We start from the raw sequence: 25,097 nt of genomic DNA, 5'->3' as shown, positions 1-25,097 counted from the left end.
TTGTTCTTCAAGGCATCTTCATTTAAAGTAGAGCGCACAAACATGCAAATGAACGAACAAAGGAATGGTTATGTCTGAATATGGAGCGGTTATTCGCTGGAATCGTGGAAAAGATGAAACTTTTAGCGACAATCAATATAGCCGAGGGCATATGTGGGAATTTGATGGTGGAGTCAAAGTACCAGCTTCCTCTTCTCCTCATGTCGTTCCTTTGCCTTATTCTGTTGAAGAGAATGTCGACCCTGAAGAGGCCTTTATTGCTGCCCTATCAAGTTGTCATATGCTGGTTTTTCTCTCTATTGCTGCCAAACGTAATTATGTGATTGAAGAATATGTGGATGACGCCGTTGGAGTCTTAGAGGAAGACACTGAAGGCGTAACATCGGTGACAAGAGTGACACTAAGACCCAAGATTGTGTTCTCAGGAGATAAACAGCCGACCTATCAACAGCTTGAAAAGTTGCATCATTTATCCCATCAACACTGCTTTATTGCTAACTCAGTAAAAACGGTAATTACCACCGAGATTATTATGTAATGAGTGCGCAAATATACTGTATTTTCGTGAATTTTGATTGAAGGCTTCACCGGTTATGTTCAGCGTCCCACTTAACAGCTTTGTCCACCGAGTGCATGATAAAGCACAGGTTCTCGATTACGTTTCTCGTGAATCATGCTCTCTTAAGAGGGTTCGTCGTTCACGACATTGGCTGCTAACGGGCTCAGAAGAGCAGCTCAGGAAGCTGCAAAGTACGCTAAGTGATGAGCATGATTTATGGATCAAAGATGCGATAGATAAAGCTTTGCCGACTCCGATTGTGTGTTTGGAGGGGTTGCTAGTTGATACACCCAATTTAACGCTTAAACAGCTAGTGAGCCTTTCTGGCTGTTCGATGGCAGAAGCTCGCTTAGCAATGGATGAATTTGAAGGGTTGAGTTAAATGTGGAAAGGTAACGTTGGAAGTATGGTTCATCTCTGAGTATTCTAGAAAATAGATAAACTAAAAAGCCCACTCAATTATGACTTAATAGAAGTATTAATTGAGTGGGCTTTCATGTTTTACGCGGTTATCCAGAATAACGGATCGCGACTTACGAGTTAGCGATTTTAACTCGAATTGTACTCTTGTTGAAGCTAGTCATGTTCAGCGCTTTAAGGGCTGCTTGAGCTTCTTCTTGCTCTGGTAACTCAACAAAAGCAAAGCCTTTCGAGTAGCCAGTTTCTTGGTCTAGTACAACTGTACATTCTGTTACAGAGCCATGCTCTGAAAACAAAACGCGAAGTTCTTGTTCTGTTGTTGCGCGCGATAGGTTGCGAACTAAAAGTTTCATGATGAACCATTTCTATATGAATTTACATTGTGCATTGTCTCACACTTTCGTGCATTCCTCACATGATCTTTATTGGCGATTGATCGTGATGTCAGAGACAAAACCATGCTCGGTACTGACTAATGCTTGCTTAAGCATGATTGCTGCTTCATTTGCGGTCATAAAGTTAGAGGTATCGAGTTGCTTACCACTGGATGCCCAAAATTCGGTAGCCATGCCGCCTGGGTACACTGCCACAATTTTCATTGGACTACCTTTAAGCTCTAATCGAATAGACTCAATGAATCCTTTTACCGCCCATTTTGCCGCACAATAAGTGGATTCTTCTGCTTTTGCACTTTGTGCGGCAGTCGACATCACAACCGCAACCGTCACGGCTTGGTCGCGGTAGCGTTGCACCAGTTCTCGGAGCAAAAATATGGTGGAGTGAATGTTGTTGTTTAGCATGTCAGTAATGCTGCTTGGATCTTGGTCTTCAATCTTTCCAAAATAGCCACTACCAGCACTATGAATGACGAGGCTAGGCGGTGTATCAAGGTCATCAAGTAGGTTAGATACTGATTGAGGATCACATAAATCGCAAGGCAACACGGTTACGGGGTGTGAAAGGCTCGTCGATATTTGGCTTAAACGTCGCTCGTTGCGCCCTGTGATGGCTAATGGATGTTTATCAATTGAATATAACTTTGCGAGAGCAGCACCAAGACCACTGCTTGCACCGGTAATTAAGATCATAAGATTTCGTACTATTTGGATTAAGCCGTTATCTTACGGTTGAGGTTTGGGTATTGCTGAGACCTAGAGTTGATTTTGATACTGTACTTGAAAGTGAAAGTGAAAGTGAAAGTGAAAGTGAAAGTGAAAGTGAAAGTGAAAGTGAAAGTGAAAGTGAAAGTGAAAGTGAAAGTGAAAGGTATAGATATGCGCTTTGGGTTTGGGCTTTACCCTGCCTAATCGAAGACAGGGCTAAGATTTAATCTTCGTATTGCTTAACGGCAAACGAATCTTCAATTCGGTTCAGTTCTTCTTGCTCTTTTTGCTTAATTTCTTCTTGGCGTTCAGCCTTTCTTTCATTCAGCGCTCTTTTTTCTGATTTGGTCAGAAATTTCACCGCTTTTTTGTTAGTAAGCGCATACGCTACAACATCTTCGCCCTTTTCTCTGCGTTCATTGACACGCTGTGAAAAACGCTCGTTGTCGCGTTCTTTACGCTCTGCAGCACTTAATTTGCTCATTTTTATTTGCCTCATTAGTTAATCACGGTAGGTTTGGTCACTACCCTCAGGTAAACAAATGAGATGTACATTCATATAGCTGATAAAACCATTTTAGCATAATAGCCAGAGCAATTTGCTATGCTATCTGGCTGAGAGCCTTGATTAATCAGCTGTTGGAATTATATCTTTTCGATATACAGGATGATTTCGCCGACTTTGAAGCCAAATTTAGACATGTCTGTTTTGTTAAATAGGCGTTTTTCATCGATTAAAAACATCCAATCATCAAGTGTGACTTCGTACTGGCTGCCATCTACTTCGATCTCAAGGCTATATTGCCAATAAAGTGCTGAACCTTCGGTTGTACCTTTTGCCACCCCAACGACATCCCCAGCCGTGCCTGTGTAGATGTTGTCTCCGGTTCGGGTCAAATTCCAATTTCTTATTGAACGCTCACCATCATCAAAGGTAAACCACTCTTTGATTTCACCATTCTCGCCTTCCCATGTCGCTAGCAACTTCACCTCAAAACGTCGCAGTAAATTGCCAGAACGATCCAGTACCATCCCATAGGCTTTGAGTTCCCCATCAAAGAATTGCTCTAGCTTTAATTCTGGAGTGGTCTGAGCGTGCTTTTCAAGGCTTGCGGAGCCACAGCCAAATAGGAACAACGCGCAGAATATACCAATGAGTCGTTTCATGACTAATCCCTTAAGTATTAATTATGTAGTGCTAATCTGTAATCACTAACTGTTGATAGATGGTTAGCTGCATTCTTGAGTGTATTTGAATCGTTTTTTATTTAACGAGCCCAAGTAACTGCTTTCTAAGCTTTGGCTCAGAGGTCTTTTCAGATAGCCAGATAGAAAGAAATGCCTGTCCAAATTCCTTATTACTGACCACTCCTATAGGCTGGTCATCAAAGTAAAAGCGGCTAGTTTGATCTTCTGCAACAATAATGGTCAGCGTGTTACCTGGTTTGACGTTTGGCCACAAGGCATTGAGAGGTTCAAGCCAAGCATTAATGTTCTTCTGCGTGTAACCCAATTGATTCCATTGGTCTTCCGTTGCATCAATCAAAGCTTGGCTATCAATCGATTTTTGATATTCGATCTTCAGCGCTTGTTCTCCAGTGGATACCGAAGAAAACAGCTCTGCTGAGTAAATCGTCCAAAACATATAGTTCATTTCCCCTTCCCCCAGTTTTTGAAAATCACTAGTTGGAGAGGCATTAATTGAAGAAGCGACCCCTGAAAGCGCTAGCAAAATAGCAGCAAGGATTATGCGTCTTGATATGTGGGATCGAGTGGTTAGTAGCTGTCGCATGCATCACCTCTGAGGTTGAAAAGTCATAGGTTTTTGGAGGTAGTTATAACCAGAAACTAAGATAGGCAGTAATGCTCCCCAGCCAATCATTAGCGACGCGAGCATCCATTCGGTTTGCCAATTAGTTTGTAATGCTCCAGCTTGAATGCCGCCCCAGTAACTACTGGTTCCGCCTATGGCTCCAATGACGATAAGAGTTACGGTTGAGCGATTCACCAACCAGTGCAAACTGTGGTTTAGGCTTATCAAAAATAAAACCCAAATCATCACAAGCCAAGCTGGGAAGTGAAACCCTAAATTGGCCACTTCTTCACCCACTAATAATGAAGAAGTAGTTGTGAGTGAAGATGTTTCAAGTGGCAAAGCACTCAGACCGCCAATACTCAGTTGTAAGCTATCCATTGCTATTCCTACAGGCAGCAGCAGTAGCAGTTTTAAGTCTTCTTGTTTGGTGGGAGACAAAGCAAAGTGTAATGCGATTATCACGCTGACTACCCACCAAGCTTGCTCTGTATAAAAAGCCGAACAGAGCCAAGCCGCTTGAAATAAAACGAGGTTAATAATCCAAAATCGTTTCATCTTTGTCTCCCAAGTAGCGAGGTTTTCTCGCCACAATGTGGTGGGTACTGATCACTCGCTCTAAAAAAGCACCTTCGCAATAACAGAAATAGAAAGTCCAGAGACGTTTGAACTCTTCTGAGTAACCGAGTGTCTGCAGTTCATCCCAACTTTTATCAAAGGCGGTTTTCCAATCATTTAATGTGCGAGCGTAGTGCAAACCAATGTCATCCACCTCGTGAATCACCATGTCAGTATGAGAGGCAAGGTGATGGCTCATGACAGAGACAGAAGGTAGGCAACCGCCAGGGAAAATATATTTTTGAATGAAATCGACGCCTTTGCGGTATTTCTCGTAACGCCCGTCGGCAATAGTGATGGCTTGAACCAACATTTTCCCTGTCGGCTTTAGCAAATTCGAGCAGGTTTCAAAGAAGGTTTGCATGTATTCGTGGCCAACGGCTTCAATCATCTCTATTGAAACCAGTTTGTCGTATTGACCTGTAAGGTTACGATAATCTTGCTTCAGCAGAGTGATCTTATTAGTTAACCCAAGGTGCTTAATACGCTGTTCAGCAAGGTTATGCTGAGCATCAGAAATAGTTGTAGTGGTGACTTTGCAGCCGTAATGCTGAGCCATGTAAATAGCCAGACCGCCCCAGCCAGTGCCAATTTCTACCACGTGATCGGTTTCTGAAAGCTCTAACCGCTCGCAGATAGTGCGCATTTTATTTTGCTGGGCTTCATCTAATGTCAGAGCACCAGAGCTGTAAATAGCCGATGAGTACTGCATCGATGGGTCAAGAAAACGCTCATACAGTTCATTACCAATGTCGTAGTGAGCTAGGATATTTCGCTTTGAACCTTGCTCGGTATTGGCATTTTTACGTCTAAGTAATAAGTTTTTGAATTGGGTCAGCCATTGGGTTTTGCTGTCTAATTCATCCAACTGAGACTGATTTTTAGCCATGATTTGAATGACGCGGGTTAAGTTTGGGCTGGTCCATTTACCATCAATATAGGCTTCAGATGCTCCGATACTGCCTCCCATCACTACGTCTTTATAAAAGGTTGAATCGTGCACTACGATTTGACCGAGTAATGATTCTGAACGTTCACCGAAGATTGAGTGGTTGTCTCCTTCGATGATTTCAATGCATGCGTCTTTAAGTTCATCCAATACTCGAAATATGAGAGTTCGGTATTTACTCGAGTGGGTCGCTTTGTCCGTTTGGGCTAGTGCTGAATTTTGATTTTGTTTTGCTAGCTGTTCCATGTAAACCTCTCTCGGGTCTCGTATCTAATTAGAATGCCGTGTTTGCTTGATCTTAAATCCTAGTACAAATAAACGAATGTCTGATGACGTGTACTGGATTTTTTCATTTATTTTTAAATGCTTAGCGATGCCCCTCTCACTTGAACCTATTTCTGCTTAAGCTTAACTCCGTACTAAGAGGTAGCCGCGAGTAAAATGAGTGAGTGATGCTCTGTTTCATTGTTGTATACGGGATGATTAGCAAAAGGGTTCATTTAAAAAGAGTATTTTTTAAGAATAAGTTGGAGCTATAGAAAGTAAGGGGGCTCACAAATCTGATAGGGGAGTCGGTGAGGTAAAATTGAAGGGTACTGAGAGCCCCTTCATTGGTATCGACTAATGGCTAAAAGAATCGAGTGAGAGTGACTAAAGCCATTTTATTCGTCACTGTAGTTCAAATATTGAATACACAAGTCATGGAAGGCTTGAGCCTGTGGGGAGATAGTTCTATCGGTTAAACGGAAGATGCCAATTTGTCGTTTTAATGGTGGATCGATAAGTGGCACCCAAACTAACCGAGTTTCATTCGTTGGGAAGGCTAGTTTAGGTAAAGTGGTGACTCCAATCCCTAATTCGAGCACGGAAAACAGTGAAGTGATGTTCTCTACCGAGTACAGAGCTTGCTCACTTAATGTTCGAGCCGGAGTTGGATCAAGCAAGGTGCAAGTTCCGTTTCGAATGAAAGGTTGTTTTAACAAAGTTTGCCACTCAATCCCTTCAGGTTGTTGTGCTATTGGGTTGTCTTTTAAGCAAACGACTCCGATGGGATCTGAAATAAGAGGGGTAAACTCAATGGAATCTTCTTCAAGATGAGAGCTATTTCCCAGCGCCAAGTCCACTTCCCCTGAGAGTAACCGCGCTTCAACCCCCGCCGCATTATCATCAATTAAGCTCACTTCAACGCTTGGGTACTGTTCACAAAAAGCCCCGAGTACGCTAGGGATCAATTTTGCAGCAACAGAGGGTACGCTAGCAATTCGAACTCGACCTTGTTGTCCCGCAGCTGCCGCTCGAAGATCATTGTTTAACGCATTGTAAACATTCAGGAATTGAATAATTTTTGGTAAACATATTTCACCAAATGGGGTTAGGGTTGACTTGTTTCCAGTCTCAAAAAGGGGTTGCCCTAGAATTTTTTCAAGCTCTTTAATTGATGTTGAAAGGGCGGCTTGTGATCGATTTGCACGGTGAGATGCGGCTCTAAATCCACCTTCTTCGATGACTAAAACAAAATGTTTTAATTGTTGGAGCTTAATACTCATTGGCTAACATCCTTCTCATCCCTTTATTTTCCGTACTTTTCTCATGGTGATAAGTTTTCTTTATCAAATGCACAAAATTTACCGTTAGATTTATCAGGTGTCAACGTGCAGTATTTAACCATCTTGAAACATCTTAGTTACAAAGTTGGATAAAGCCGTGAATGCACAAACTAAAAAACACCCAGTAAAGACCTCTCTTTTTGCATCTAAAGCGCCTCTTGAATGGGCGATTGTTAACAACGGTACGCTTTATACCGCTCAGATCCCAATTGATGACACTGGAGCGGTAGTTGAAGGTGGAATTGAAGCTCAAACACGCCAAACCTTTAGCAACCTTGTTCATACTTTAGAGTGTGCTGGCGAATCGATGGATTCCGTTTTACAAGTGCTTATCTACGTGACTGACCGTGAGTACTTAAAAACAGTAAACAGTATTTACGCTGAATATTTCAATGCCCCATACCCGAACCGAGCTGCCATTGTGGTGGCTGGATTAGCTCGCGAAGAAATGTTGGTGGAGTTTGTGGTTTACGCCTCGGCCTCTCAACCAGAAGAATAAGCGACTAAAATTGTATAAAGCTCAATTACTGAAATAAATATCAAATTGATATAAAGCTCAAAAATCTCCCATACATAAACACTAGGTTGCCAGACTCAAATACAGCCTAAATGTCACAAGGAAAGAATGATGACTCAAGTACATACGAATCAGACAGAAAGCGCTCAAGCAGAAAATGCGTTGTACATTGCAGGTGAATGGCAATCTGGTATTAGTACCGTTGCAAATATCAACCCTTCAGATATTTCTGAAAACCTTGGTCAATTTGCTCAAGCAAGTGAAGAGCAGGTTCAACAAGCGATTTCAGCGGCAAAACATGCTCAACCTGAGTGGGAAAAAACACCGATCGAACGTAAGCAAGCTGTGCTTCAAGCAATTGGTGATGAACTGATTGCTCGTTGTGATGAACTAGGTACGTTACTTTCTCGTGAAGAAGGCAAACCTTTTGCTGAAGGTCGTGGTGAAATTTATCGCGCGGGTCAATTCTTCCAATATTTTGCTGCTGAAGTACTTCGTCAAATTGGTGATAACGCTGCTTCCGTCCGTCCAGGGGTCTCCGTTGAAGTGACTCGTGAAGCTGTGGGCGTTATCGCCATTATCTCTCCTTGGAATTTCCCAACGGCTACGGCGGCTTGGAAAATTGCACCAGCATTAGCGTTTGGTAACAGCGTTATCTGGAAACCTGCGAACTTAACACCGGCGAGTGCCGTTGCGCTGACTGAGATCATCCACCGACAAGGCATCCCTGCTGGCACATTTAACCTAGTGCTAGGTAGCGGCTCTCAGGTCGGTGATGCGCTTATCCATTCTAAAGATATTAACGGCGTCAGCTTTACTGGTTCTGTTGATACTGGTCGTAAAGTTGCAGCGGCGACGGCGCCTAATTTTGTACGTTGCCAATTGGAAATGGGTAGCAAAAACGCGTTGGTTATTGCCGATGATGCCGATATTCAAACTGCCGTTGAAGCGACTATTGCGGGTTCATTCTCTGGTGCGGGTCAAAAATGTACAGCGTCTTCTCGTTTAGTGGTGATGGATGGTATTCATGATCAATATGTCGATGCTCTGATTAAACGCATGAGTGAGCTAAAAGTGGGCCACGCTCTACAAGACGGCGTATTCATGGGTCCAGTGGTTGACGGTAAGCAGTTGGAGTCGAACTTCAATTGGATAGAAAAAGCACGTCAAAGCGGAGGCGAATTAGCATTCGGTGGTGAACGTTTAAGCCTAGAGCATGAAGGCTTCTATATGTCTCCAACCCTATTTTTAAATACCCAAAACAGCTGGGAAGTAAACCAAGAAGAAGTCTTTGCACCAATGGCAAGCGTGATTCGTGTTGCTGATTTGGAAGAAGCTATTGCAACAACAAACGATACTCGCTTTGGCCTTACTGGCGGCATCATCACTCAAAGCTTGCGCACTAGTGCCATGTTTAAACAACAGGCTCAAACTGGTTGTGTCATGGTCAACTTACCTACCGCGGGTACCGATTATCACGTTCCATTTGGCGGACGAAAAGAGTCTAGCTTTGGTCCTCGTGAGCAAGGTCAGTATGCGAAAGAGTTCTACACAGTGGTTAAAACCGCTTATCAACGTCCGTACTAATTGAGGTCGGTGGTGCGTCATTAATACGCACTACCCCCACAACATATTAAGACGGTTTATTAAGGAGTGGTTATGTACCAGCAACGGATTGTTATAGATGGATTGCAGTATTGCAATTGGGATAGAGAATATTTTCAAACTCTAAAAGCCAGTGGGATTACTGCGGTACATGCCACGATGGTGTATCACGAAACGGCTCGTGAAACGCTGACTCGCTTTGCTGAATGGAACCTAAGGTTTGAGCAAAATGCTGACCTGATTATGCCGATCCACTCTATGGCTGATGTCGAAATAGCCAAAGCGAAGGGGAAAGTAGGGATCTTCCTTGGCGCGCAAAACTGTTCACCGATTGATGATGAAATTGGTTTGATCGAAGTGATGCGTAAGCAAGGGCTGTTGATCATGCAATTGACTTATAACAACCAAAGCTTATTAGCGACTGGTTGTTATGAGCAAAATGATACGGGTATTACGCGCTTTGGTAAGCAAGCCATCGAAGAGATGAACCGTGTAGGCATGATCATCGATATGTCTCATAGTGCTGAGCGTTCAACTCTAGAAGCCATTGATATGTCTTCTCGCCCAATTTGCATTAGCCACGCCAATCCCACTTTTGCTCATGATGCTCTTCGTAATAAATCGAATGATGTGATCAAAGCCTTAACGGCTCGTGATGGCTTAATCGGTTTCAGCTTATACCCATTCCATTTACCTAATGGTAGCCAATGTACCCTTGAAGACTTTTGCCAAATGGTGGCGACTACCGCAGACCTTGTCGGTGTTGAACATTTAGGGATTGGTAGTGATTTATGCCTAAACCAACCTCAGGCCGTACTTGAGTGGATGCGTAATGGTCGCTGGTCAAAAGCGATGGACTACGGTGAAGGATCGGCAAATAACTCTGGTTGGCCTGATGCTTTACCTTGGTTTTGTGGAAGTGCGGGTATGGAGAATATTTACAACGGATTAATACGTCACGGATTCAGTGAATCTGAGGCGGGACAAATACTGGGTGAAAACTGGTTTAACTTTCTTAAACAAGGGCTCAAACCTATTTAACCAAAGGCTCAAGCTAGTTTAACTAAATGCAAAAACGATTTAACGAGCCGTTTTAGTGTCATAGACCTCTAGTGAAATGGCGGGCCTTTAGTGAAATTAAGGCGAATGCTTGTTTAAAAAGTCACCCGAACATGGACCTCCTGCTCAACAAAAAAATAATAGGGCAGGTGTTAAACACAACCTTTTGTAGCCATTGTTAATGGCGCTGCAAAGAAACCTCTGGAGTCAGAGTATGTCTGATTTAACCAATAGCGTGAAAGCTTCAAATGTAGCAAATGCAAATCTATCTGCGGCAAACCGTTCTGCCTCAGATAAGGCGAGCCAGCCTGAATCAACATCCGATAAACTGGGGTTAAGTAACCCTGCCTTATGGTACAGCGGCGGGTTCATCGCTCTGTTTGTTGCCCTCGCTTTATTTGATGGGGAGCTGTTATCAAGCCTAGTGAACTCGGGGTTTGGATGGTCAGTCAAAGTGTTTGGCCCTTATTGGCAAATACTTCTTCTGTTGACATTTCTGATTGGTATTGGCTTGGCAGCAGGGCGAACCGGTAAGGTGATTCTAGGGGGAATCGCAAAGCCTGAAATGGATGGGTTCCGTTGGATGGCGATTATCTTCTGTACTCTTCTAGCTGGTGGCGGTGTGTTCTGGGCGGCGGCTGAGCCTATCGCGCATTATGTTAGTCCTCCTCCATTGTATGGCGCGCAAGAAAATACCCAGCAAGGTGCAGTTAACGCTTTATCTCAATCTTTTATGCACTGGGGCTTTTTAGCGTGGGCAATTGTAGGCAGCTTAACGTCTATTGTGGTCATGCATTTACATTACGATAAAGGTTTACCTCTTAAACCTCGAATCTTGCTTTACCCAGTACTTGGCGAGCGAGCATTGAAAGGTCATACCGGCGCTTTAATTGATGCATGTTGTATTGTCGCGGTAGCGGCCGGCACGATTGGTCCTATTGGTTTTCTTGGCTTACAAGTCAGCTATGCGTTGAACGCTTTGTTTGATATTCCAGACGGCTTCACAACTCAGCTCATCATCATTCTGTTTGCGATTGCACTTTATACGTTGTCAGCTTTGAGTGGTTTGAATCGCGGCATGCAAATGTTGAGTCGTTATAACGTTATCCTTGCGATGGCATTGATGATTTACATCCTGATTTTTGGTCCAACTAACTTCATCTTCAATGGTTACATTCAAGGTGTAGGCAGCATGATTGATAACTTCATTCCAATGGCAACTTACCGTGGTGATGAAGGCTGGTTAAGCTGGTGGACGGTGTTCTTCTGGGGCTGGTTCCTAGGTTACGGCCCGATGATGGCTATCTTTATCGCTCGTATTTCTCGTGGGCGTAGCATTCGCCAATTGGTCAGCACCATCAGCATTATTGCTCCATTAGTTACCTGTTTTTGGTTTACGATTGTTGGCGGTACGGGTCTCGCGTTTGAAATTGCAGAACCAGGCACAGTAAGTAAAGCATTCGAAGGGTTTAACTTACCTGGAGCATTACTGGCAGTGACACAGCAACTCCCTATGCCAATGCTGATTTCAATCTTGTTCTTGATTTTGACCACAATCTTCATTGTGACAACCGGTGACTCGATGACCTACACCATCAGTGTAGTAATCAGTGGTGAAACTGAGCCAAATGCTGTTATTCGAGTGTTCTGGGGTGTGATGATGGGGGTAACGGCATTAATCCTTATCTCCCTTGGATCTGGCGGTATTTCTGCCCTGCAATCATTCATTGTGATAACCGCAGTACCGGTTTCATTAATCTTGCTCCCTTCTCTTTGGAATGCACCACAAATAGCAATGAAGATGGCAAAAGAGCAAGGGCTATAAACGAAAAGCTATATAAAAATTCGCAATAAGCCGATAGATCAGAGCTGCAAATAAGCAGCCAATGCAGGAGGCGGGATCGTCCGCCTCCAATGAAATCCAATAACGAGCAATACTCTATAACTATAAAGGTGGTGAGCAAAATGGATGCACATCGTTCTACTTACACTGAAGCACAACTGCGCAATGCAGACATCGTCATGGCACCTGAAAGGCTCGGTGCAATGCACCAAAACCGAATCAGTTTCGTGAGAACTCTGATTCGAAAAATGGCGCAACAGCAATGGAAAGTCACAAAGCATGAATGGAAGCTATGCCCACGCGGTTTTGGCCACGTTATCTACAAATTAGCGACCCCTAACCATGTTTATCATTTAGTCGTATTTTGTGATGAGATTGCCGACGATGAACGCAATGATCGTGTAATTGCTGAAAAGTGGGACGTAACTTTTGCCTTAGTCTATGGTGATGTTGATGTGAGCTTGCTGGAACAACTGCGAGCGAATGTACCGCTTCAAGAAGCGGGGCGTAATCCAAACAATGTTTTGGTGCTGGCGCGTGCAAACAAGAGTGTTCGTGTGTTTGAGCATATTGTTAGCCATTTAGCGAAAGGTGTTCAACCCACTACTGATGAACTTGCTGAAGTTGGGTATATTCTCCGCACAACCGCTGTATATGGTAATGGCAAGTTCGGTATTGCTGACTTTAAGATTTTAGAAAATAACCCAGATTTCAATCAGTCATTTAGTGCTCAAATGTGCGCGGTGTATATGCTTCGTGAATTTAGTTTAGACTGGGTTCACTACTTGGCTGAGCAACAAGGTGGTGCGGCTGCCATTCCACTTCATCGAGGCTTACAGCGATATCTTGGTGTTGGTAATGCGACGGGCCTTGGCATGGCGCCTTATCTGATTAATCACCCAAGTGTTGTTGATCAATGGATGACGACGCGTGAAACCGCTTTAGCTGCTGTGCTTGCCTGTGAAAGCGAACCTGCACTGTATGATTCTTTGCAGTCATTGATTCAAAAAGGTATCAGCCATTTAGAGCAAGTCATCACTATCAATGAACACCAAAAAGAGCTGAACGCGATAGCGGTGCACGATTTAAAACAGTTGAATAGCAAATTCGATTCTTTCATGTCTACCAATATTGAATCTAGCCTTAGTTCTAATCCGAACCAAAGCCAAAGCTCAACTTGGAATGATCTTGTTAATAAAACACAGCATATGAGTTTGGAAGCCCAAGAAATCCTGCTCTCGTGCTTGATGGAATTGTACCCAGAATTAGTGGACGCCCATCAAGATAATATGAACTGTGATGAAACCTTGTTTCTACCAAGCGGCAAGAAAATCCAAGATCTACTTGTGATCTTAGAAGAGAATTACGGTTGGGCAATCAATACTGATTTCACTAAGCCTGATAATAACTACTGGTTTTGGTATCGCTCACAAGATAAAGAAGAACCAAGATTAGGAGTACGCGGCGAAGAGCCAGGTGAAGAGCGCGAGCTACCATTAGATATTGGTCGCCAAGCTTATCGTTTGTACCATGCTTTACAGGAACATGCGCCTGAGCTATCACTTGCTGAGTTTCTAATACAGAGACCTAAATATCGTGCGATTGCTCGCCGAGTTTGGACATTGGGTCATAAAGCGATGGGTGATATTCAGATGAATGTGTTGCATCAGTCATCTCTACCTATGCATTTGCTACGTTGCAAATTAGCGGTATTTGGTGCCACGAAGTTTGATCCAAGATCGGACCGCTGGGTTCGCGTGACCTTCTTCCAAGGGGCACCATTACTGGATGAAATCAGCGAAGGTGAGTGGTTATTCCCATTGCTTCCGAGCAAGTTGGAATTAGGTCAACAACAGCATCAACAACACCAAGGTATCGTACCGGGAGCTGAGTTATGATCGTTTCTCACAATGAATTGGTGGCTGCGGTAAACAAAGCCTTTTTAGGTATGCGCCGCTCATGCGGTGAAGCCGATGTTATCGCCGGTATGGTGGCTGATCTACAAATGGTAGGGTTAGACGGTGTTCGCCATTTCAATAATGCGAGTGACTTTATGGGGTTGGAAGATGATTGCCCTGTCGATATTTCTGTCACTTCTGACAATACCATTGAAGTCGATCTACACAAATGCAGCTTAGCGTGCCATTTGCCTGTAATAATGGACTATGCCATCGAAAAAATGATTGGTGTTAAAGCATTAAAGATTGAACTAAATAACTGTCACAACCGTTGGTTGGCATACAGTGAACTAGTTAAGTTAGCAGCAAAAGGGATCGCATGCACAGCGAAGTGGGATAACGGGACTAGCCCAAAACGCACCTTGTATGTATTGAACCGTGGTTGTGTTGCACCTGAACTGTTTCTATCTGATTTGGTTATGGAATCAGAAGAGAGCCTACATAATATGACGATTGAATTATCGGTCCATGATTTTGATGTGGTGCATTTATCACAAGGCTACACGACTCATATTGAGTCTCATAAGCTGGCTGAAAAACAGAAAAAAGCGTGGAATGAAGGGATTTATATTGATGACTCTCAATGGAGTACATTGAAAGAAACCGCGACGGCTATCTTAGTCGAGTCGAGCCAACGTTCTGCACAAGGCGCTGGTGAGCTGTTCACCGCTGAATCCTAGCCTGAGCACTGAATTATAGCCAGAACGCTTATGAGAGCTTAGTTTCCCCTTAGCTAGGCTCTCACTTTGTGATTTGAGAGTGTTCCTTACTCTCTTTTTTTATTTTATGTTTTTCACTTCCTACTTATTTCGATTTTTCTATCAAAGACAGTAAATGTTCAGAAGCAGATTTCGGATCTTCAGCGTGGCAGATGGCTGAAACTAAAGCCAAACCATGGACGCCTGTTTGTGAGAGTTGTGGGATGTTGGATTCATTAATCCCCCCAATACCGACAATCGGTAATTGCGTCGCTTTTAGCGCCATTTCTAACCCTTCAATCCCCCAATGTTTCTTGGTGTTGGTCTTGGTCGGTGTAGAGAAAATCGCACTTAACCCAATGTAGTCGATTGGCAAAGAATTGGACTCTTCTAACTGCTGCTCATTTTCAATAGACAGCCCAAGTATCTTATTTGGTCCTATTAATTGTCGAGCGACAGTGGCGGGCATATCCGATTGCCCTAAATGAACACCATCGGCATCAACGGCGAGTGCTACATCAACGCGATCATTAATGATTAACGGTACATCAGTGTTCGCTAAAATTGCTTTAACCGCTTGAGCTCGTTCAATAAAGGCGCGCACATCGCCATGCTTTTCACGAATTTGTACCATAGTGACACCGCCTTGCACTGCTTGTTCAACAACAAACCTTAAGGTATCGAGATCTTGTTGGTCATCAGTAACCAGATAAAGTGTGTAAGGGTTCATAGGGACCTTCAAGTCAAAGTTCTGAGAGATGCATTAGCCCTTTCCTCTTTCTAATTTAAGGAGCAGGGCTATATGATTAAGTGCTATTTATTGATGATTAATTTTGTATTTTAAGACGCTGTAGCAATGTTGCTTCATCAAGTTGATAAAGCTCATCAAGTAAATTCATTTGTAGGCTGCCTGGACCGCGAGATTGCTCTGCTGCGATTTCTCCCACGACTCCAAGAATTGCAGCCGCCGCTAGCCCAGTATCATCACCCACCGCGGCGAATGCGCCAGTTAGTGCTGTTAAAGTACAGCCCATACCTGTCACGTAGGGCATCATTTGGTGCCCATTGTTTAGTTTTACGATTTGGTCTTGGGTGACGACATAATCCGTCTCGCCAGAAATAACCACGTTAGCACCGTATTCTGAAACCAAGCATTGCGCAGCTCCTAACGCTGCATCGCTGCTATCTAGGGCATCGACCCCTTTGCTTTGTGCTTGCTCGCCGGCAAGAGCAATAATCTCAGAGGCATTACCCCGAATAATGAGTTTATTCGCTAGTCGAGCGATAGTACGTGCGGTTTCAGTGCGAAGTGCGCTTGCACCGCAGCCAACTGGGTCGAGAATGACAGGTTTATTGTGTAGATTCGCTTGCTCAACAGCGTAGCTCATGCGAGGGATCCATACACTGTCTAGCGTACCAATGTTGATCACCAGTGCGCCTGAAAATGACATCATCTCTGCCATTTCTTGAGTGGAATGCGCCATGATAGGAGACGCACCAATTGCCAATAAGGCATTCGCAGTATTGTTCATTACTACGTAGTTCGTAATATTAACGACCAGTGGCTTTTGCTCTCGAACGGCACTAAGTGCTTGAGTAATTTTTTCGATTAACACGGCTAGTTCCTTATTCATGAATGGCTTGGCTGAGGGTGCTCGGATTGAGCCTGAGATTGGATAGGGTGAGACTGGCTGTTAATCGAACTCAGTATATTGAGCCCTTGCTGCCAAAAAGCCACTTCCATGCGAGTTGCGGTTTTAAAAATATGAACGATGTTTTGGCCACGTTCGCTATTAATATCAATATCCGCCAGTAGCTGGTTGAAGTATTCCGCGCCAGTTGCTACTCCTGATTGGAACTCTTCACCGCCATAAAGGTTTATCCAGCTTGCGTATGGGTTACCTTCCAGCACCGTAGTGTCACTTTCTATTAACGCTTTTCCAATGACCGCATAGCCGATTGAGCAAGGTGCTAAAGCCGCGTAAAGATCAACCAAGTCTCCCGTCATTCCCGCGTCTAATACATAGCGGGTATAAGCAACGGTACCGAAATCCTCAGGCTCATTTTCAAGATCACTTTCGGTTAAACCCCATTGCTCGCAGTAAGTCACATGATGGGCAATTTCAGAATCCAACAAAGCATGGACGCTAGGTAAAGCTCGGCGCATATCAGCCAATGTTTTTGCCTTATAAATAGCTAAGGCATAAGCACGCGCATACTGCTTCAGGAACAAAAAATCTTGCTTGAGATAATGTAAAAAACAAGGTTGTTCTAAGGTACCTTTCGCTAACTGAGTAACGAATGAATGCTCGGTATAGTCTTGCCAATCTTGTTCGCAAGCTTGAATTAAATCTTGGTATTTCATGGTGCTTTCCTAATCGAAGTAAGCACCGAGAGCCAGTTCTCGGTACTTATCCAGAATGATTTTATGAGTTCGGCTTAAATTATTGAGATCAGCTTAGTTAAACGTTGGTACGTAGCTTGACGCTTTAGGTAGAGATTTGATGATGCCTTTGTCATACATAAACTGTGCGTAGTCATCGTAACGTTTATGATCGACAGCCGACGGGCGCAAAGCGAAGCGAGTAAGTGTGTCGTTCCATGCACGTTTGTTGAGTTCGTTGTTCAGTGTGTCTGGCGAGTAAGCCACAAACTCTTTCCACGATTCTTGAGGGTGGTTGACGATGTAAGTCGTCGCTTGTTCTAGTGCTTTATTGAATGCTTGAATTGCTTTCGCATCATGTTTATCTGCATTGGCGACAAAAACCAATTCATCATACGCAGGCACGCCGTGCTCTTCAGGGAAGAAGGCTTTAGCTTTAAACCCTTCTAGTGCTAATTGGTTGGTTTCGAAGTTACGTAACCCGCCCCAAATAGCATCTACTTTTCCAGAAGCAAGAGATGAAGACAGCGCCCAGCCAATATTGATCGTTTCAACATCTTCAAATGCGACATTTTCTTGAGCAAGCATAGTGCCGATCGTCGCTTCTTCATTGCCTGCTATCGCGATACCAATTTTTTTACCTTTTAAGTCGGCTAATGAATCATTCTTGCCGTTATCTAGCACCATTAAAGTATTGAGTGGTGTTGCGATAAGTGTAGAAGCGCGAACCAGTGGTAAGCCTGCTGCCACATCCATGGTTAAGCTTGGTTGGTAAGTAACCGCAAGATCAACGCGACCTGCTGCAACCAGTTTGGCTGGGGTACTTGGATCCGCAGGCTCTTGTATCTCAACTTCGATGCCTTGATCTTTAAAGTAACCACGTTCATGCGCAATAACGATTGGACCATGGTTGGGGTTCACGAACCAATCAAGCATAAGTGTCATTGGCTTTTCAGCTGCTAACGCGTGACCTGAAGTAAGAGAAGTAAGCAGGGCGATAGCACTCATTAGCTTGGTTTTTAATAGCTTAGTTTTTAGTAAATTGGTCTTTAATGGCTTAGTCTTTAATAGATTAGTACTTTTCACTTTTGTCATTTCCTTTTGCATTATGGTTGTCTGTGAGACATGTTCTGAGTTTTTACTTTTAAGATTGCTCGCAGCTTGGGTTTATTATTGGTTTTCCCAAGGTATTGCTTTTTTTAGTATTTTGTCGGTGATGAAATAAAGCGAGATGGATAGCACCGCCAGAATGAATAGTGCGGCAAACATTTCATCAATGATCATTCGCGCATTCGCTTGTAGCATTAAATATCCGAGCCCAGCACTAGAGCCGACCCACTCGCCTACGACTGCGCCTATTGGGGCAATGACAACGGCGACACGTATCCCAGAGGCTAATGTTGGCAATGCTGCTGGCAATTGGATATGGCGGAGTAGTTGCCATTTAGATGCGCCCATGGTTTTAGCAAGGTCTAGGTAGCCATTTGGCGTATTTCTTAGTCCGTCATAACAACAAGTGGTGACAGGGAAGAAGATTATGATGGCTGCCATCACGACTTTAGAAGCCATGCCATAGCCTAGCCAAAGCATCAAAACTGGTGCGATAGCAAAAACAGGAATGGCTTGGCTAGCAATTAAGATGGGCAATAACCAGCGTTTGAGCGGCTCAAACATCAACATCTGCAACGCGAAAAATAGCCCCATAGAAAGCCCAAGCAGTAAGCCGAATATGATTTCTTGAGCGGTCACCCATGTGTGCTTGAGTAACACGTCATGGCGCTCTATGAGCTTTATCATGACTTCTAGCGGGGCTGGTAATATGAAGCTCGGCATGGCAAATGCCGTTACAACGAGCTGCCATAAACCTAACACCACGGTGCCACTTATCAGCAAACGTACCGCTGGGTGGGTGCCTTGTTTTTGGTTAAACGTCGTTTCAACTGATGCCGTATTCTGTAATGCGTTATTACTGGTTTGGTTACTCATAATCACGCTCCAGCTGATTGAGTATCGCCTGTTGGAGCTCTGCGCATTTCGCATCCAATATTCTAGGAGGACAAGTCGAAGGCACTGAAAGAGGGTGAGCATTAGCTGGAGTGCCTTGTAATACATACAAGTTATTTGCTAAACGGACCGCTTCTTGGGGATCATGAGTAATCAACACAACGGTTTTATCTTGAAGCAACTCACTGGCGAGAGTTTGTAACTTATGTCTGTTGACAGCATCAAGCGCTGAAAATGGCTCATCCATCAATACGACGGGTTTGTCTTGCATCAGCGTTCGAGCTAATGCAACGCGCTGGCGCATTCCACCAGAAAGTTGAGCAGGTTTTGCATCTGCGTAGTCAGCCAGCCCGACTGCTTTTAAGAGTGAGAGAGCCTTTGCTTGAACATTGTTAGCAGAAGTAGCCTGTTTTGAAATATCGTGTTTAGAAGCTGAATGCTTAGAAATAGAGCCGTTTGACTGAGTCATAAAACGCTCACTTAAACAGACGTTATCAATCACTGAAAGCCAAGGCAGTAGAAGATCTTGCTGCGCCATGTAGGCGATACGACCCTGCAAAGGCAGGGTATCTGAGGTAGACAGTGAGCCATTCCATTCGACTTTGTCTTCTAGCAAACCAGCTAAATAACGTAAGACGGTGGTTTTCCCGCAACCACTTCGACCAAGTAGTACTGTCCATTTCCCAGCTTCAAGGTGTAAATGCAGGTTAGCTAAGGTATCTACAGCACTATCTTGGTAACGCAAGCTGGCATTATTTATTTCAATACCGACCTTGCTTATCTCGACATCTACCTTGTTTATTTCAATACCGACTTTTAACTGGCTTGTATGGTCTACGTGCACTGGTTTCTTTGGCTGACATTCAGGTGCTTCCTGTATGTCAGCAGTATTAGCGGACATTAGCATGCCCTGCATAGAAGTGGTTTACTGGTCCATGCCCTTGCCCAACTTGTAGTTCATCCGCGTGAGCAATCGCTTCAGATATGTATTTTTTACCTAAATTTACCGCTTGGTTTAGTTCATTACCTTGAGCTAGAAAAGACGCAATAGCGGAAGAAAGGGTACAGCCAGTACCATGAGTGTTTTTGGTCGGGTAGCGCTTTGCACTGATTAGAGATGAGCTACTTGGTAGTATGAGCAAATCATTACTGTTTTCGTCTTTCTCTAAATGACCACCTTTCAGTAAAACCGCCTTTGCGCCTAATGCTCTTAACTCTTCAACCATGTCTTGCATGTCAGATTCGCTTTCAGGCACTGGTTTCCCTGTTAAAGCCGCACCTTCCGGTAGGTTCGGGGTGATAATATCCGCAAGTGGGATCAGCTCTGCTTTTAATGTACTGATGGCCGATTCTTTCAGCAGTAAATCACCGCTGGTCGCTACCATTACTGGGTCGATAACTAAATGTTTTGGTTGGTACTGCTTAATTTTTTCGGCAACAACTTTGATAATCTCAGAGTCTGCCAGCATGCCGACTTTGACAGCCACAATATTTAGATCGGTGAAAACAGCGTCTAACTGGCTTGCCACGTGTTCTAAGGGGATGGGGAAAATGGCAGATACGCCTTGAGTGTTTTGCGAAGTGATAGCTGTGATGACAGAGCAAGCGAAGCTGCCAGTTGCAGACATAGCTTTGATATCAGCTTGAATACCCGCGCCGCCGCCACTGTCTGAACCTGCGATGGTTAAAACGATCGGTGTCGTTAAATCTGAAATGGTATTTTGTGAAAGGTATTCTGAATGAAGCGATTGTATTGGTGATGTCATGATGGCTCCTACTGTCGAAAAGACGCAGGAGAACAGGCATAGATCGATGAAAGGCGTGCAGTGAGAACAATGAGTGAAGACCCTATTGAAGTACTACGCAGATCAATGCTTATAGTTCCCTACGCCAGTGCTAACTGAATCAGGTTCAACGGGTCTCGAATCACGATCTCAGCAAATTCAGATAACTGTATTTGCCCCCCGACTATTGAGCATAATCATAACAGTACTTCCTACCTTGGGGTACTGATTTTAGACAGCCTAAGTATATTATAAAGTCTTAAAGTAGATATTCTAAATGGGATGATAAGTTTTAATTTACGTTTGAGTTAAAGATAACCAATGGCGTTATGGATGTTTGAAAAAAGCACATCATTGACGATTTCATCTTTAATCATTTTTTGATTGTTCGCCAACTCAACATCTGAAGAGATCCTAAAGCGTTTCAGTTCTGAATCGATAAGGTTGTAGATATGAACCCCATTCGTTGTTGAACCATTCGTACTTTTAATTACAGACGAGCTATCAGACGAGATTGCCTCGAAATCAAAGCTATATGAAAGCGCATTTTTCCAGCTTTTTGAGTCGTCAGTGATATCAAAATTCAAGTTTTCGACATCATTGATTTTTGAACCGGTTGGATAGTACAACATAGCGTCGATACCGATTAGGTTATCTTCTATAAGGCTGCGGTTAACGGTGAGTTTGAGGGTTGAAAACTCACCACGAGCATTGGCTTCATTTTGTTCGTCAAACTCAGAATAATGGATAGAAAAATCTTCAGTGGTTGGGTCCCAATGACAACTTAAATTGTATGCTGTATCCGTAGCAATGGCATTGGTGTAATTGGTGTGGCAGATGCTAATAATGTGCGCATAATCAATGCCTAAATGTTCAGAAACGTCTTGATAAGTCTCTTTTAGTTTATTGTCTATCTGGGTTTCACTTAGTTTATTTTCTGGAAGTGAAGCCTTGCTTTGAACATCAACATCGTTACATGCAATAAGGGTAGGTAAGGCGCTAAGAGCCAGCAATTTTTTTAACTTTGGAGTTTTATTTAGCATTGGAGTCCAGGACGTAATTTTAAAGGCGATTTAGTAATGATTAATCAAATGACGTTTAAGCCATTGCGTTGCAACTCCGTTTGCCTTTAACTCTGGGGTGATAAGCTCAATTCTGAGTAAGTGCCCCTTTTCACTGATTTCCGATTCAATGATATCGATTCGTTCTTGATTTTCTAATGCGACTGATTTTGGAATGACTGCCCAGCCAATGTCATTTTCAACCAAGGTGATCACTGACTCCATATCACTAACATTCACTCTCTCGATATCCGGTAAATCTATGTATTTATGTTCAAGGTTATAGATACTAGAGCGTGAAACTTGTTTAAAACCAAACAAATCGGCATGCCCAACAGGTGTTTTGGTTAATGGATTACCCTTGGAGCAAATTAAGCAGGTTTCTATGTAGTCTATGGTTTGAAAACGTATACTTTTATCAAAGAACCAGCGTCCAGTCGCGAGCCCTACATCGACTTCATTTTTCTCAATAAGGTAAACAATATCTTGAGTCATTAACTGCCTGACCACTAATTCAACCGTTGGGAATGTTAGTTGGAAATCGACAATGAGTTGGCGCATCTTTTTAGTCATCAACCAATCATCAATAGCAAGCACAATCCGATCTTCAATGCCGGAAGATAAATGGTGGGCATGGCTGAGTAGCGTCGTTTCAGATGCGATCATGTTCTTCGCATGAAACAATAAGGCAGCACCTTCGTTAGTAATAGTTGGTTTATAACCACTACGATCGAACAATGATAAATTTAGGTCAATTTCTAAATCTGAGATGGCGTTACTAATCCAAGACTGAGCTTTGCCTTGTTTTTTGGCTGCTGCGGAAAAAGAGCCACATTCAGCTGCGTACACAAATGCTTTAATTTTATCGGTGTTCAAATGACTGTTAACCTTAATCGCGTTATACCATCAGTATTTGTGTAGATTATAGGCTAAAAATTGAGATTAAAAGATAGACACTATAACTATTTATTATAGTGTTCGATGTTGAGGGGCTTGGAGACATAAATTACATTGATTATTGTGTCTCAAAACTAACGTTGTGATGGCTCACTTTTGGTTTCAGGGTGTGCCACGAAAGGGACTTTTTTAATAAAGAGTTTTAGGGCTTGATAGTAAATACCAAACACAATTTTGAAGGTCATAGCAGGAATACTAAGCAAAGTATTCCATAAACTTTGCGACGAAATTGGTCTTTTGGATAGGGCTAATGTCGCATCGAATACCTTGCGTTCTATATTTTGGTCATTGGGCTTTCGGTTTTCAATATGGACTAATGTGCTATGCGCTGGCGGTTTAATTTTCCAGTGGTACATCATATTAAGATCCATGAAAGGTGACACATGAAAGTCCTTTTTTACTTTCATCTCTTTCGCCATATCAATTAAGTAATAGTGCCTTTGCCGCCAAGGAGTGTTACTGACTTCTGCCAGCATATACTGGCATTTTCCTGCTGAATCGTAACAAAAATAGCAATTTATAGGGCTAAAATAGAGCCCTAAGCAGCGGCACTGAACCAGCATTGTCACTCTGTTTGAAGTATCCCAAGTACCACCCAATAGTTTTACTTTATCTGATATTCTATCTTTTAAATTGCCGGGCTCGTTTCTAATGTAGTCGGATTCGACAAATCGAATTGGGTTAAACCACCTCAGCCCAAAAACAAGGCTACGCGATGAGGTTTTAGCCAACTCATCAAGATCAATACCCATCATGAACAGTTGATAGCTGAACTTATGGGTAATCTCACCGAAACGGCGGTGGCGTACATTGCCCCAATAGATGCCGCTGAACTCATCTTCGCTACGTGCTGAGTCAGAGTGTGTCGAGCTAGAGTGTGCTGAATTCGTTTTCATAAACCGAGACCAAAACGTTTAGTCACATCTAAAGCACTGCGTACACCGTCTTCATGAAAGCCGTTATACCAGTATGCACCAGCAAAGTGGCAGCCATTTTTGCCACAAATTAGCTCACGCTTGTGCTGCGCTGTAACCGTTGTGGTATTGAGTACCGGGTGGTGATAAACGTAGCTTCTGATTATCTTACTTGGGTCAATTGCTTCACTTTGGTTCAACGTGACACAGAAAGTGTCATCACTTTGAATACCTTGCAGGATATTCATGTTGTAGGTCACGCAGGCTGGGCGTTGGCTGTTCCCATCAAGCATATAATTCCAGCTTGCCCAAGCTAATTTTCTATCTGGAAGCAAACTAAGATCGGTATGTAATATGACTTCATTTCGGCTGTAAGGAATCGCACCTAATACTTCATACTCTTGGGAGGTTGGGGCTTCAAGTAAACTCAGTGCTTGATCTGAATGACACGCAAATATGACTTCATCAAAGTTTTGTTTTTCACCGTTTTCAAATTCTATAACGATTTGATTTTCGCTTTCGGGTTCATCACGAATCACTTTTTTGATTGAGGTATTTGTCTGAACCGGTTTACTTAATCGTGACAAAATTACGTCTACATAAGAACGCGAACCTTTCGGAATAACATACCACTGAGGGCGGTTTACAATGTCTAGTAGACCGTGGTTGTAGAAAAATTTAATGAAAAATTTGAGCTCAAACTGCTCCATTTCATTCAAGCTAGTTGACCAAATTGCAGCGCCCATAGGCAAGATGTAGTGCTGGCTGAAAAAGTCAGAAAAACTATTAGACTTTAGAAAATCACCTAACGTGACATTTTCAGGAAAGTCATTCACTTCATAGGCTTGTTTACATAGCTTATTAAATTTGATGATTTCAGAAATAAGCTTCCAAAACTTGGGTTTGAAGATGTTACGTCTTTGAGCGAATAGTGAGTTGATACCGTGTCCGTTGTATTCAAACTTAGTTGTAGTGTTATGCACACTAAAACTCATTTCTGTAGGCTGGCGATCAACCCCTAGTTGAATAAGCAGCTGATTAAAGTTTGGGTAAGTTCTGTCATTAAAAACAATGAACCCAGTATCAATAGAATAGGCTTGCCCTTTATGTTCTATATCAACAGTTGCAGTGTGCCCACCCACATAGTCATTCTTTTCAAATACAGTGACATCATGCTGTTCATCTAATACATGGGCGCAAGTTAGCCCTGAAATTCCAGATCCAATAATCGCGATTCTTTTCATT

General features: G+C 43.1%; 28 protein-coding genes and 1 riboswitch. Of the genes, 9 read left to right on the top strand and 19 right to left on the bottom strand.

The features are described from left to right. The first annotated feature begins 70 nt into the window (after positions 1-70). Together OCU78_RS21950 and OCU78_RS21945 are read left to right on the top strand one after the other, a co-directional pair. The gene (locus OCU78_RS21950) at positions 71-538 is read left to right on the top strand and encodes an OsmC family protein (RefSeq protein ID WP_137371776.1); all 468 of its coding nucleotides are present in this window, start codon (positions 71-73) and stop codon (positions 536-538) included. 55 nt (positions 539-593) lie between these two features. After that, positions 594-941, top strand: a complete 348-nt coding sequence (locus OCU78_RS21945; protein WP_137371775.1) for a ribosome recycling factor family protein — start codon at positions 594-596, stop codon at positions 939-941. A gap of 151 nt (positions 942-1,092) precedes the next feature. Here the strand turns inward: OCU78_RS21945 and OCU78_RS21940 are convergent, their stop codons facing one another. Next, positions 1,093-1,332 (bottom strand): RNA recognition motif domain-containing protein, encoded by a 240-nt coding sequence (locus tag OCU78_RS21940; protein ID WP_137371774.1) that lies wholly within the window; start codon positions 1,330-1,332, stop codon positions 1,093-1,095. A gap of 69 nt (positions 1,333-1,401) precedes the next feature. Then, complete coding sequence (locus tag OCU78_RS21935) at positions 1,402-2,067, bottom strand: SDR family NAD(P)-dependent oxidoreductase (RefSeq protein WP_137371773.1); 666 nt, start codon at positions 2,065-2,067, stop codon at positions 1,402-1,404. Between the two features lie 75 nt (positions 2,068-2,142). On the opposite strand from OCU78_RS21935, the gene OCU78_RS21930 reads away from it, so the two are divergent. Further along, positions 2,143-2,286 (top strand): hypothetical protein, encoded by a 144-nt coding sequence (locus tag OCU78_RS21930; protein ID WP_261856046.1) that lies wholly within the window; start codon positions 2,143-2,145, stop codon positions 2,284-2,286. 19 nt (positions 2,287-2,305) lie between these two features. Here OCU78_RS21930 and OCU78_RS21925 read toward each other — a convergent pair whose 3' ends face one another. From OCU78_RS21925 to OCU78_RS21900, 6 genes are all read right to left on the bottom strand, one after another. Then, positions 2,306-2,566, bottom strand: coding sequence for a DNA polymerase III subunit epsilon (locus tag OCU78_RS21925; protein ID WP_137371771.1), 261 nt, complete (start codon positions 2,564-2,566; stop codon positions 2,306-2,308). A gap of 161 nt (positions 2,567-2,727) precedes the next feature. Beyond that, positions 2,728-3,249, bottom strand: a complete 522-nt coding sequence (locus OCU78_RS21920; protein WP_137371770.1) for a DUF3833 domain-containing protein — start codon at positions 3,247-3,249, stop codon at positions 2,728-2,730. A 97-nt stretch (positions 3,250-3,346) separates the two neighbouring features. Further along, entirely contained in the window at positions 3,347-3,874 is a 528-nt protein-coding gene (locus tag OCU78_RS21915) for a chalcone isomerase family protein (protein ID WP_137371769.1), read from the bottom strand. Between the two features lie 3 nt (positions 3,875-3,877). Beyond that, positions 3,878-4,453 carry a DUF2878 domain-containing protein gene (locus OCU78_RS21910; RefSeq protein ID WP_137371768.1) on the bottom strand — a complete coding sequence of 192 codons (576 nt, stop codon included), beginning with the start codon at positions 4,451-4,453 and terminating at the stop codon, positions 3,878-3,880. After that, positions 4,431-5,708, bottom strand: a complete 1,278-nt coding sequence (locus OCU78_RS21905; protein ID WP_137371767.1) for an SAM-dependent methyltransferase — start codon at positions 5,706-5,708, stop codon at positions 4,431-4,433. The genes OCU78_RS21910 and OCU78_RS21905 overlap by 23 nt, the downstream gene beginning before the upstream one ends. A gap of 416 nt (positions 5,709-6,124) precedes the next feature. Further along, positions 6,125-7,009: a LysR family transcriptional regulator gene (locus OCU78_RS21900; protein ID WP_137371766.1), complete on the bottom strand. Its 885-nt coding sequence runs from the start codon at positions 7,007-7,009 to the stop codon at positions 6,125-6,127. Positions 7,010-7,166: 157 nt separating this feature from the next. Between OCU78_RS21900 and OCU78_RS21895 the strand changes: the two genes are divergently transcribed. The 6 genes from OCU78_RS21895 to OCU78_RS21870 all read left to right on the top strand — a co-directional run bounded on the left by OCU78_RS21895 (position 7,167) and on the right by OCU78_RS21870 (position 14,731). After that, a complete protein-coding gene (locus tag OCU78_RS21895) occupies positions 7,167-7,568 on the top strand; it encodes a RidA family protein (RefSeq protein WP_137371765.1) in 402 nt (133 codons plus the stop codon). 129 nt (positions 7,569-7,697) lie between these two features. After that, positions 7,698-9,173 carry an aldehyde dehydrogenase family protein gene (locus OCU78_RS21890; RefSeq protein WP_137372250.1) on the top strand — a complete coding sequence of 492 codons (1,476 nt, stop codon included), beginning with the start codon at positions 7,698-7,700 and terminating at the stop codon, positions 9,171-9,173. A gap of 72 nt (positions 9,174-9,245) precedes the next feature. After that, complete coding sequence (locus OCU78_RS21885; RefSeq protein WP_137371764.1) at positions 9,246-10,232, top strand: membrane dipeptidase; 987 nt, start codon at positions 9,246-9,248, stop codon at positions 10,230-10,232. 232 nt (positions 10,233-10,464) lie between these two features. After that, the gene (locus OCU78_RS21880; RefSeq protein WP_137371763.1) at positions 10,465-12,075 is read left to right on the top strand and encodes a BCCT family transporter; all 1,611 of its coding nucleotides are present in this window, start codon (positions 10,465-10,467) and stop codon (positions 12,073-12,075) included. Positions 12,076-12,164: 89 nt separating this feature from the next. Beyond that, positions 12,165-13,991 (top strand): hypothetical protein, encoded by a 1,827-nt coding sequence (locus OCU78_RS21875; RefSeq protein WP_137371762.1) that lies wholly within the window; start codon positions 12,165-12,167, stop codon positions 13,989-13,991. Further along, positions 13,988-14,731, top strand: a complete 744-nt coding sequence (locus tag OCU78_RS21870; protein WP_137371761.1) for a DUF3726 domain-containing protein — start codon at positions 13,988-13,990, stop codon at positions 14,729-14,731. Before OCU78_RS21875 ends, OCU78_RS21870 begins: the two co-directional genes overlap by 4 nt. A gap of 124 nt (positions 14,732-14,855) precedes the next feature. On the opposite strand, the gene thiE is transcribed toward OCU78_RS21870, so the two are convergent. From thiE to OCU78_RS21815, 11 genes are all read right to left on the bottom strand, one after another. After that, positions 14,856-15,479 carry a thiamine phosphate synthase gene (gene thiE / locus OCU78_RS21865; protein WP_137371760.1) on the bottom strand — a complete coding sequence of 208 codons (624 nt, stop codon included), beginning with the start codon at positions 15,477-15,479 and terminating at the stop codon, positions 14,856-14,858. A 97-nt stretch (positions 15,480-15,576) separates the two neighbouring features. Continuing rightward, complete coding sequence (gene thiM / locus OCU78_RS21860) at positions 15,577-16,365, bottom strand: hydroxyethylthiazole kinase (protein WP_137371759.1); 789 nt, start codon at positions 16,363-16,365, stop codon at positions 15,577-15,579. A 14-nt stretch (positions 16,366-16,379) separates the two neighbouring features. Beyond that, entirely contained in the window at positions 16,380-17,114 is a 735-nt protein-coding gene (tenA, locus tag OCU78_RS21855; protein ID WP_240701681.1) for a thiaminase II, read from the bottom strand. A 93-nt stretch (positions 17,115-17,207) separates the two neighbouring features. Then, complete coding sequence (locus tag OCU78_RS21850; RefSeq protein WP_167493993.1) at positions 17,208-18,140, bottom strand: ABC transporter substrate-binding protein; 933 nt, start codon at positions 18,138-18,140, stop codon at positions 17,208-17,210. Between the two features lie 162 nt (positions 18,141-18,302). After that, entirely contained in the window at positions 18,303-19,118 is an 816-nt protein-coding gene (locus OCU78_RS21845; protein WP_137371758.1) for an ABC transporter permease, read from the bottom strand. Further along, positions 19,111-20,037, bottom strand: a complete 927-nt coding sequence (locus tag OCU78_RS21840; protein WP_137371757.1) for an ABC transporter ATP-binding protein — start codon at positions 20,035-20,037, stop codon at positions 19,111-19,113. The genes OCU78_RS21845 and OCU78_RS21840 overlap by 8 nt, the downstream gene beginning before the upstream one ends. Then, positions 20,027-20,902 carry a bifunctional hydroxymethylpyrimidine kinase/phosphomethylpyrimidine kinase gene (gene thiD, locus OCU78_RS21835; protein ID WP_167493980.1) on the bottom strand — a complete coding sequence of 292 codons (876 nt, stop codon included), beginning with the start codon at positions 20,900-20,902 and terminating at the stop codon, positions 20,027-20,029. Before thiD ends, OCU78_RS21840 begins: the two co-directional genes overlap by 11 nt. Before the next feature lie 99 nt (positions 20,903-21,001). Then, positions 21,002-21,113: riboswitch (TPP riboswitch) on the bottom strand. Between the two features lie 115 nt (positions 21,114-21,228). Then, on the bottom strand, positions 21,229-21,963 hold the full coding sequence (locus tag OCU78_RS21830; RefSeq protein WP_137371756.1) for a hypothetical protein: 735 nt from the start codon (positions 21,961-21,963) through the stop codon (positions 21,229-21,231). 30 nt (positions 21,964-21,993) lie between these two features. Then, the gene (locus OCU78_RS21825) at positions 21,994-22,857 is read right to left on the bottom strand and encodes a LysR family transcriptional regulator (RefSeq protein WP_137371755.1); all 864 of its coding nucleotides are present in this window, start codon (positions 22,855-22,857) and stop codon (positions 21,994-21,996) included. A 155-nt stretch (positions 22,858-23,012) separates the two neighbouring features. Next, positions 23,013-23,834: a DUF1365 domain-containing protein gene (locus OCU78_RS21820; protein WP_137371754.1), complete on the bottom strand. Its 822-nt coding sequence runs from the start codon at positions 23,832-23,834 to the stop codon at positions 23,013-23,015. After that, a complete protein-coding gene (locus OCU78_RS21815; protein WP_137371753.1) occupies positions 23,831-25,096 on the bottom strand; it encodes an NAD(P)/FAD-dependent oxidoreductase in 1,266 nt (421 codons plus the stop codon). The genes OCU78_RS21820 and OCU78_RS21815 overlap by 4 nt, the downstream gene beginning before the upstream one ends. Position 25,097: the final 1 nt, after the last annotated feature.

Source organism: Vibrio gallaecicus, assembly GCF_024347495.1.
Classification (GTDB): domain Bacteria; phylum Pseudomonadota; class Gammaproteobacteria; order Enterobacterales; family Vibrionaceae; genus Vibrio; species Vibrio gallaecicus.
Note: the sequence above shows the minus strand (reverse complement) of the source record. Positions and strands in the feature narration are given on the sequence as shown.

Bases quoted from the DNA above. Each gene is read 5' to 3' on its own strand.
- OCU78_RS21950 (WP_137371776.1), top strand. From the start codon at position 71: ATGTCTGAATATGGAGCGGTTATTCGCTGGAATCGTGGAAAAGATGAA.
- OCU78_RS21945 (WP_137371775.1), top strand. From the start codon at position 594: ATGTTCAGCGTCCCACTTAACAGCTTTGTCCACCGAGTGCATGATAAA.
- OCU78_RS21940 (WP_137371774.1), bottom strand. From the start codon at position 1,332: ATGAAACTTTTAGTTCGCAACCTATCGCGCGCAACAACAGAACAAGAA.
- OCU78_RS21935 (WP_137371773.1), bottom strand. From the start codon at position 2,067: ATGATCTTAATTACCGGTGCAAGCAGTGGTCTTGGTGCTGCTCTCGCA.
- OCU78_RS21925 (WP_137371771.1), bottom strand. From the start codon at position 2,566: ATGAGCAAATTAAGTGCTGCAGAGCGTAAAGAACGCGACAACGAGCGT.
- OCU78_RS21920 (WP_137371770.1), bottom strand. From the start codon at position 3,249: ATGAAACGACTCATTGGTATATTCTGCGCGTTGTTCCTATTTGGCTGT.
- OCU78_RS21915 (WP_137371769.1), bottom strand. From the start codon at position 3,874: ATGCGACAGCTACTAACCACTCGATCCCACATATCAAGACGCATAATC.
- OCU78_RS21910 (WP_137371768.1), bottom strand. From the start codon at position 4,453: ATGAAACGATTTTGGATTATTAACCTCGTTTTATTTCAAGCGGCTTGG.
- OCU78_RS21905 (WP_137371767.1), bottom strand. From the start codon at position 5,708: ATGGAACAGCTAGCAAAACAAAATCAAAATTCAGCACTAGCCCAAACG.
- OCU78_RS21900 (WP_137371766.1), bottom strand. From the start codon at position 7,009: ATGAGTATTAAGCTCCAACAATTAAAACATTTTGTTTTAGTCATCGAA.
- OCU78_RS21890 (WP_137372250.1), top strand. From the start codon at position 7,698: ATGACTCAAGTACATACGAATCAGACAGAAAGCGCTCAAGCAGAAAAT.
- OCU78_RS21885 (WP_137371764.1), top strand. From the start codon at position 9,246: ATGTACCAGCAACGGATTGTTATAGATGGATTGCAGTATTGCAATTGG.
- OCU78_RS21880 (WP_137371763.1), top strand. From the start codon at position 10,465: ATGTCTGATTTAACCAATAGCGTGAAAGCTTCAAATGTAGCAAATGCA.
- OCU78_RS21875 (WP_137371762.1), top strand. From the start codon at position 12,165: ATGAAATCCAATAACGAGCAATACTCTATAACTATAAAGGTGGTGAGC.
- OCU78_RS21870 (WP_137371761.1), top strand. From the start codon at position 13,988: ATGATCGTTTCTCACAATGAATTGGTGGCTGCGGTAAACAAAGCCTTT.
- thiE (WP_137371760.1), bottom strand. From the start codon at position 15,479: ATGAACCCTTACACACTTTATCTGGTTACTGATGACCAACAAGATCTC.
- tenA (WP_240701681.1), bottom strand. From the start codon at position 17,114: ATGAAATACCAAGATTTAATTCAAGCTTGCGAACAAGATTGGCAAGAC.
- OCU78_RS21850 (WP_167493993.1), bottom strand. From the start codon at position 18,140: ATGAGTGCTATCGCCCTGCTTACTTCTCTTACTTCAGGTCACGCGTTA.
- OCU78_RS21845 (WP_137371758.1), bottom strand. From the start codon at position 19,118: ATGAGTAACCAAACCAGTAATAACGCATTACAGAATACGGCATCAGTT.
- OCU78_RS21840 (WP_137371757.1), bottom strand. From the start codon at position 20,037: ATGTCCGCTAATACTGCTGACATACAGGAAGCACCTGAATGTCAGCCA.
- thiD (WP_167493980.1), bottom strand. From the start codon at position 20,902: ATGACATCACCAATACAATCGCTTCATTCAGAATACCTTTCACAAAAT.
- OCU78_RS21830 (WP_137371756.1), bottom strand. From the start codon at position 21,963: ATGCTAAATAAAACTCCAAAGTTAAAAAAATTGCTGGCTCTTAGCGCC.
- OCU78_RS21820 (WP_137371754.1), bottom strand. From the start codon at position 23,834: ATGAAAACGAATTCAGCACACTCTAGCTCGACACACTCTGACTCAGCA.
- OCU78_RS21815 (WP_137371753.1), bottom strand. From the start codon at position 25,096: ATGAAAAGAATCGCGATTATTGGATCTGGAATTTCAGGGCTAACTTGC.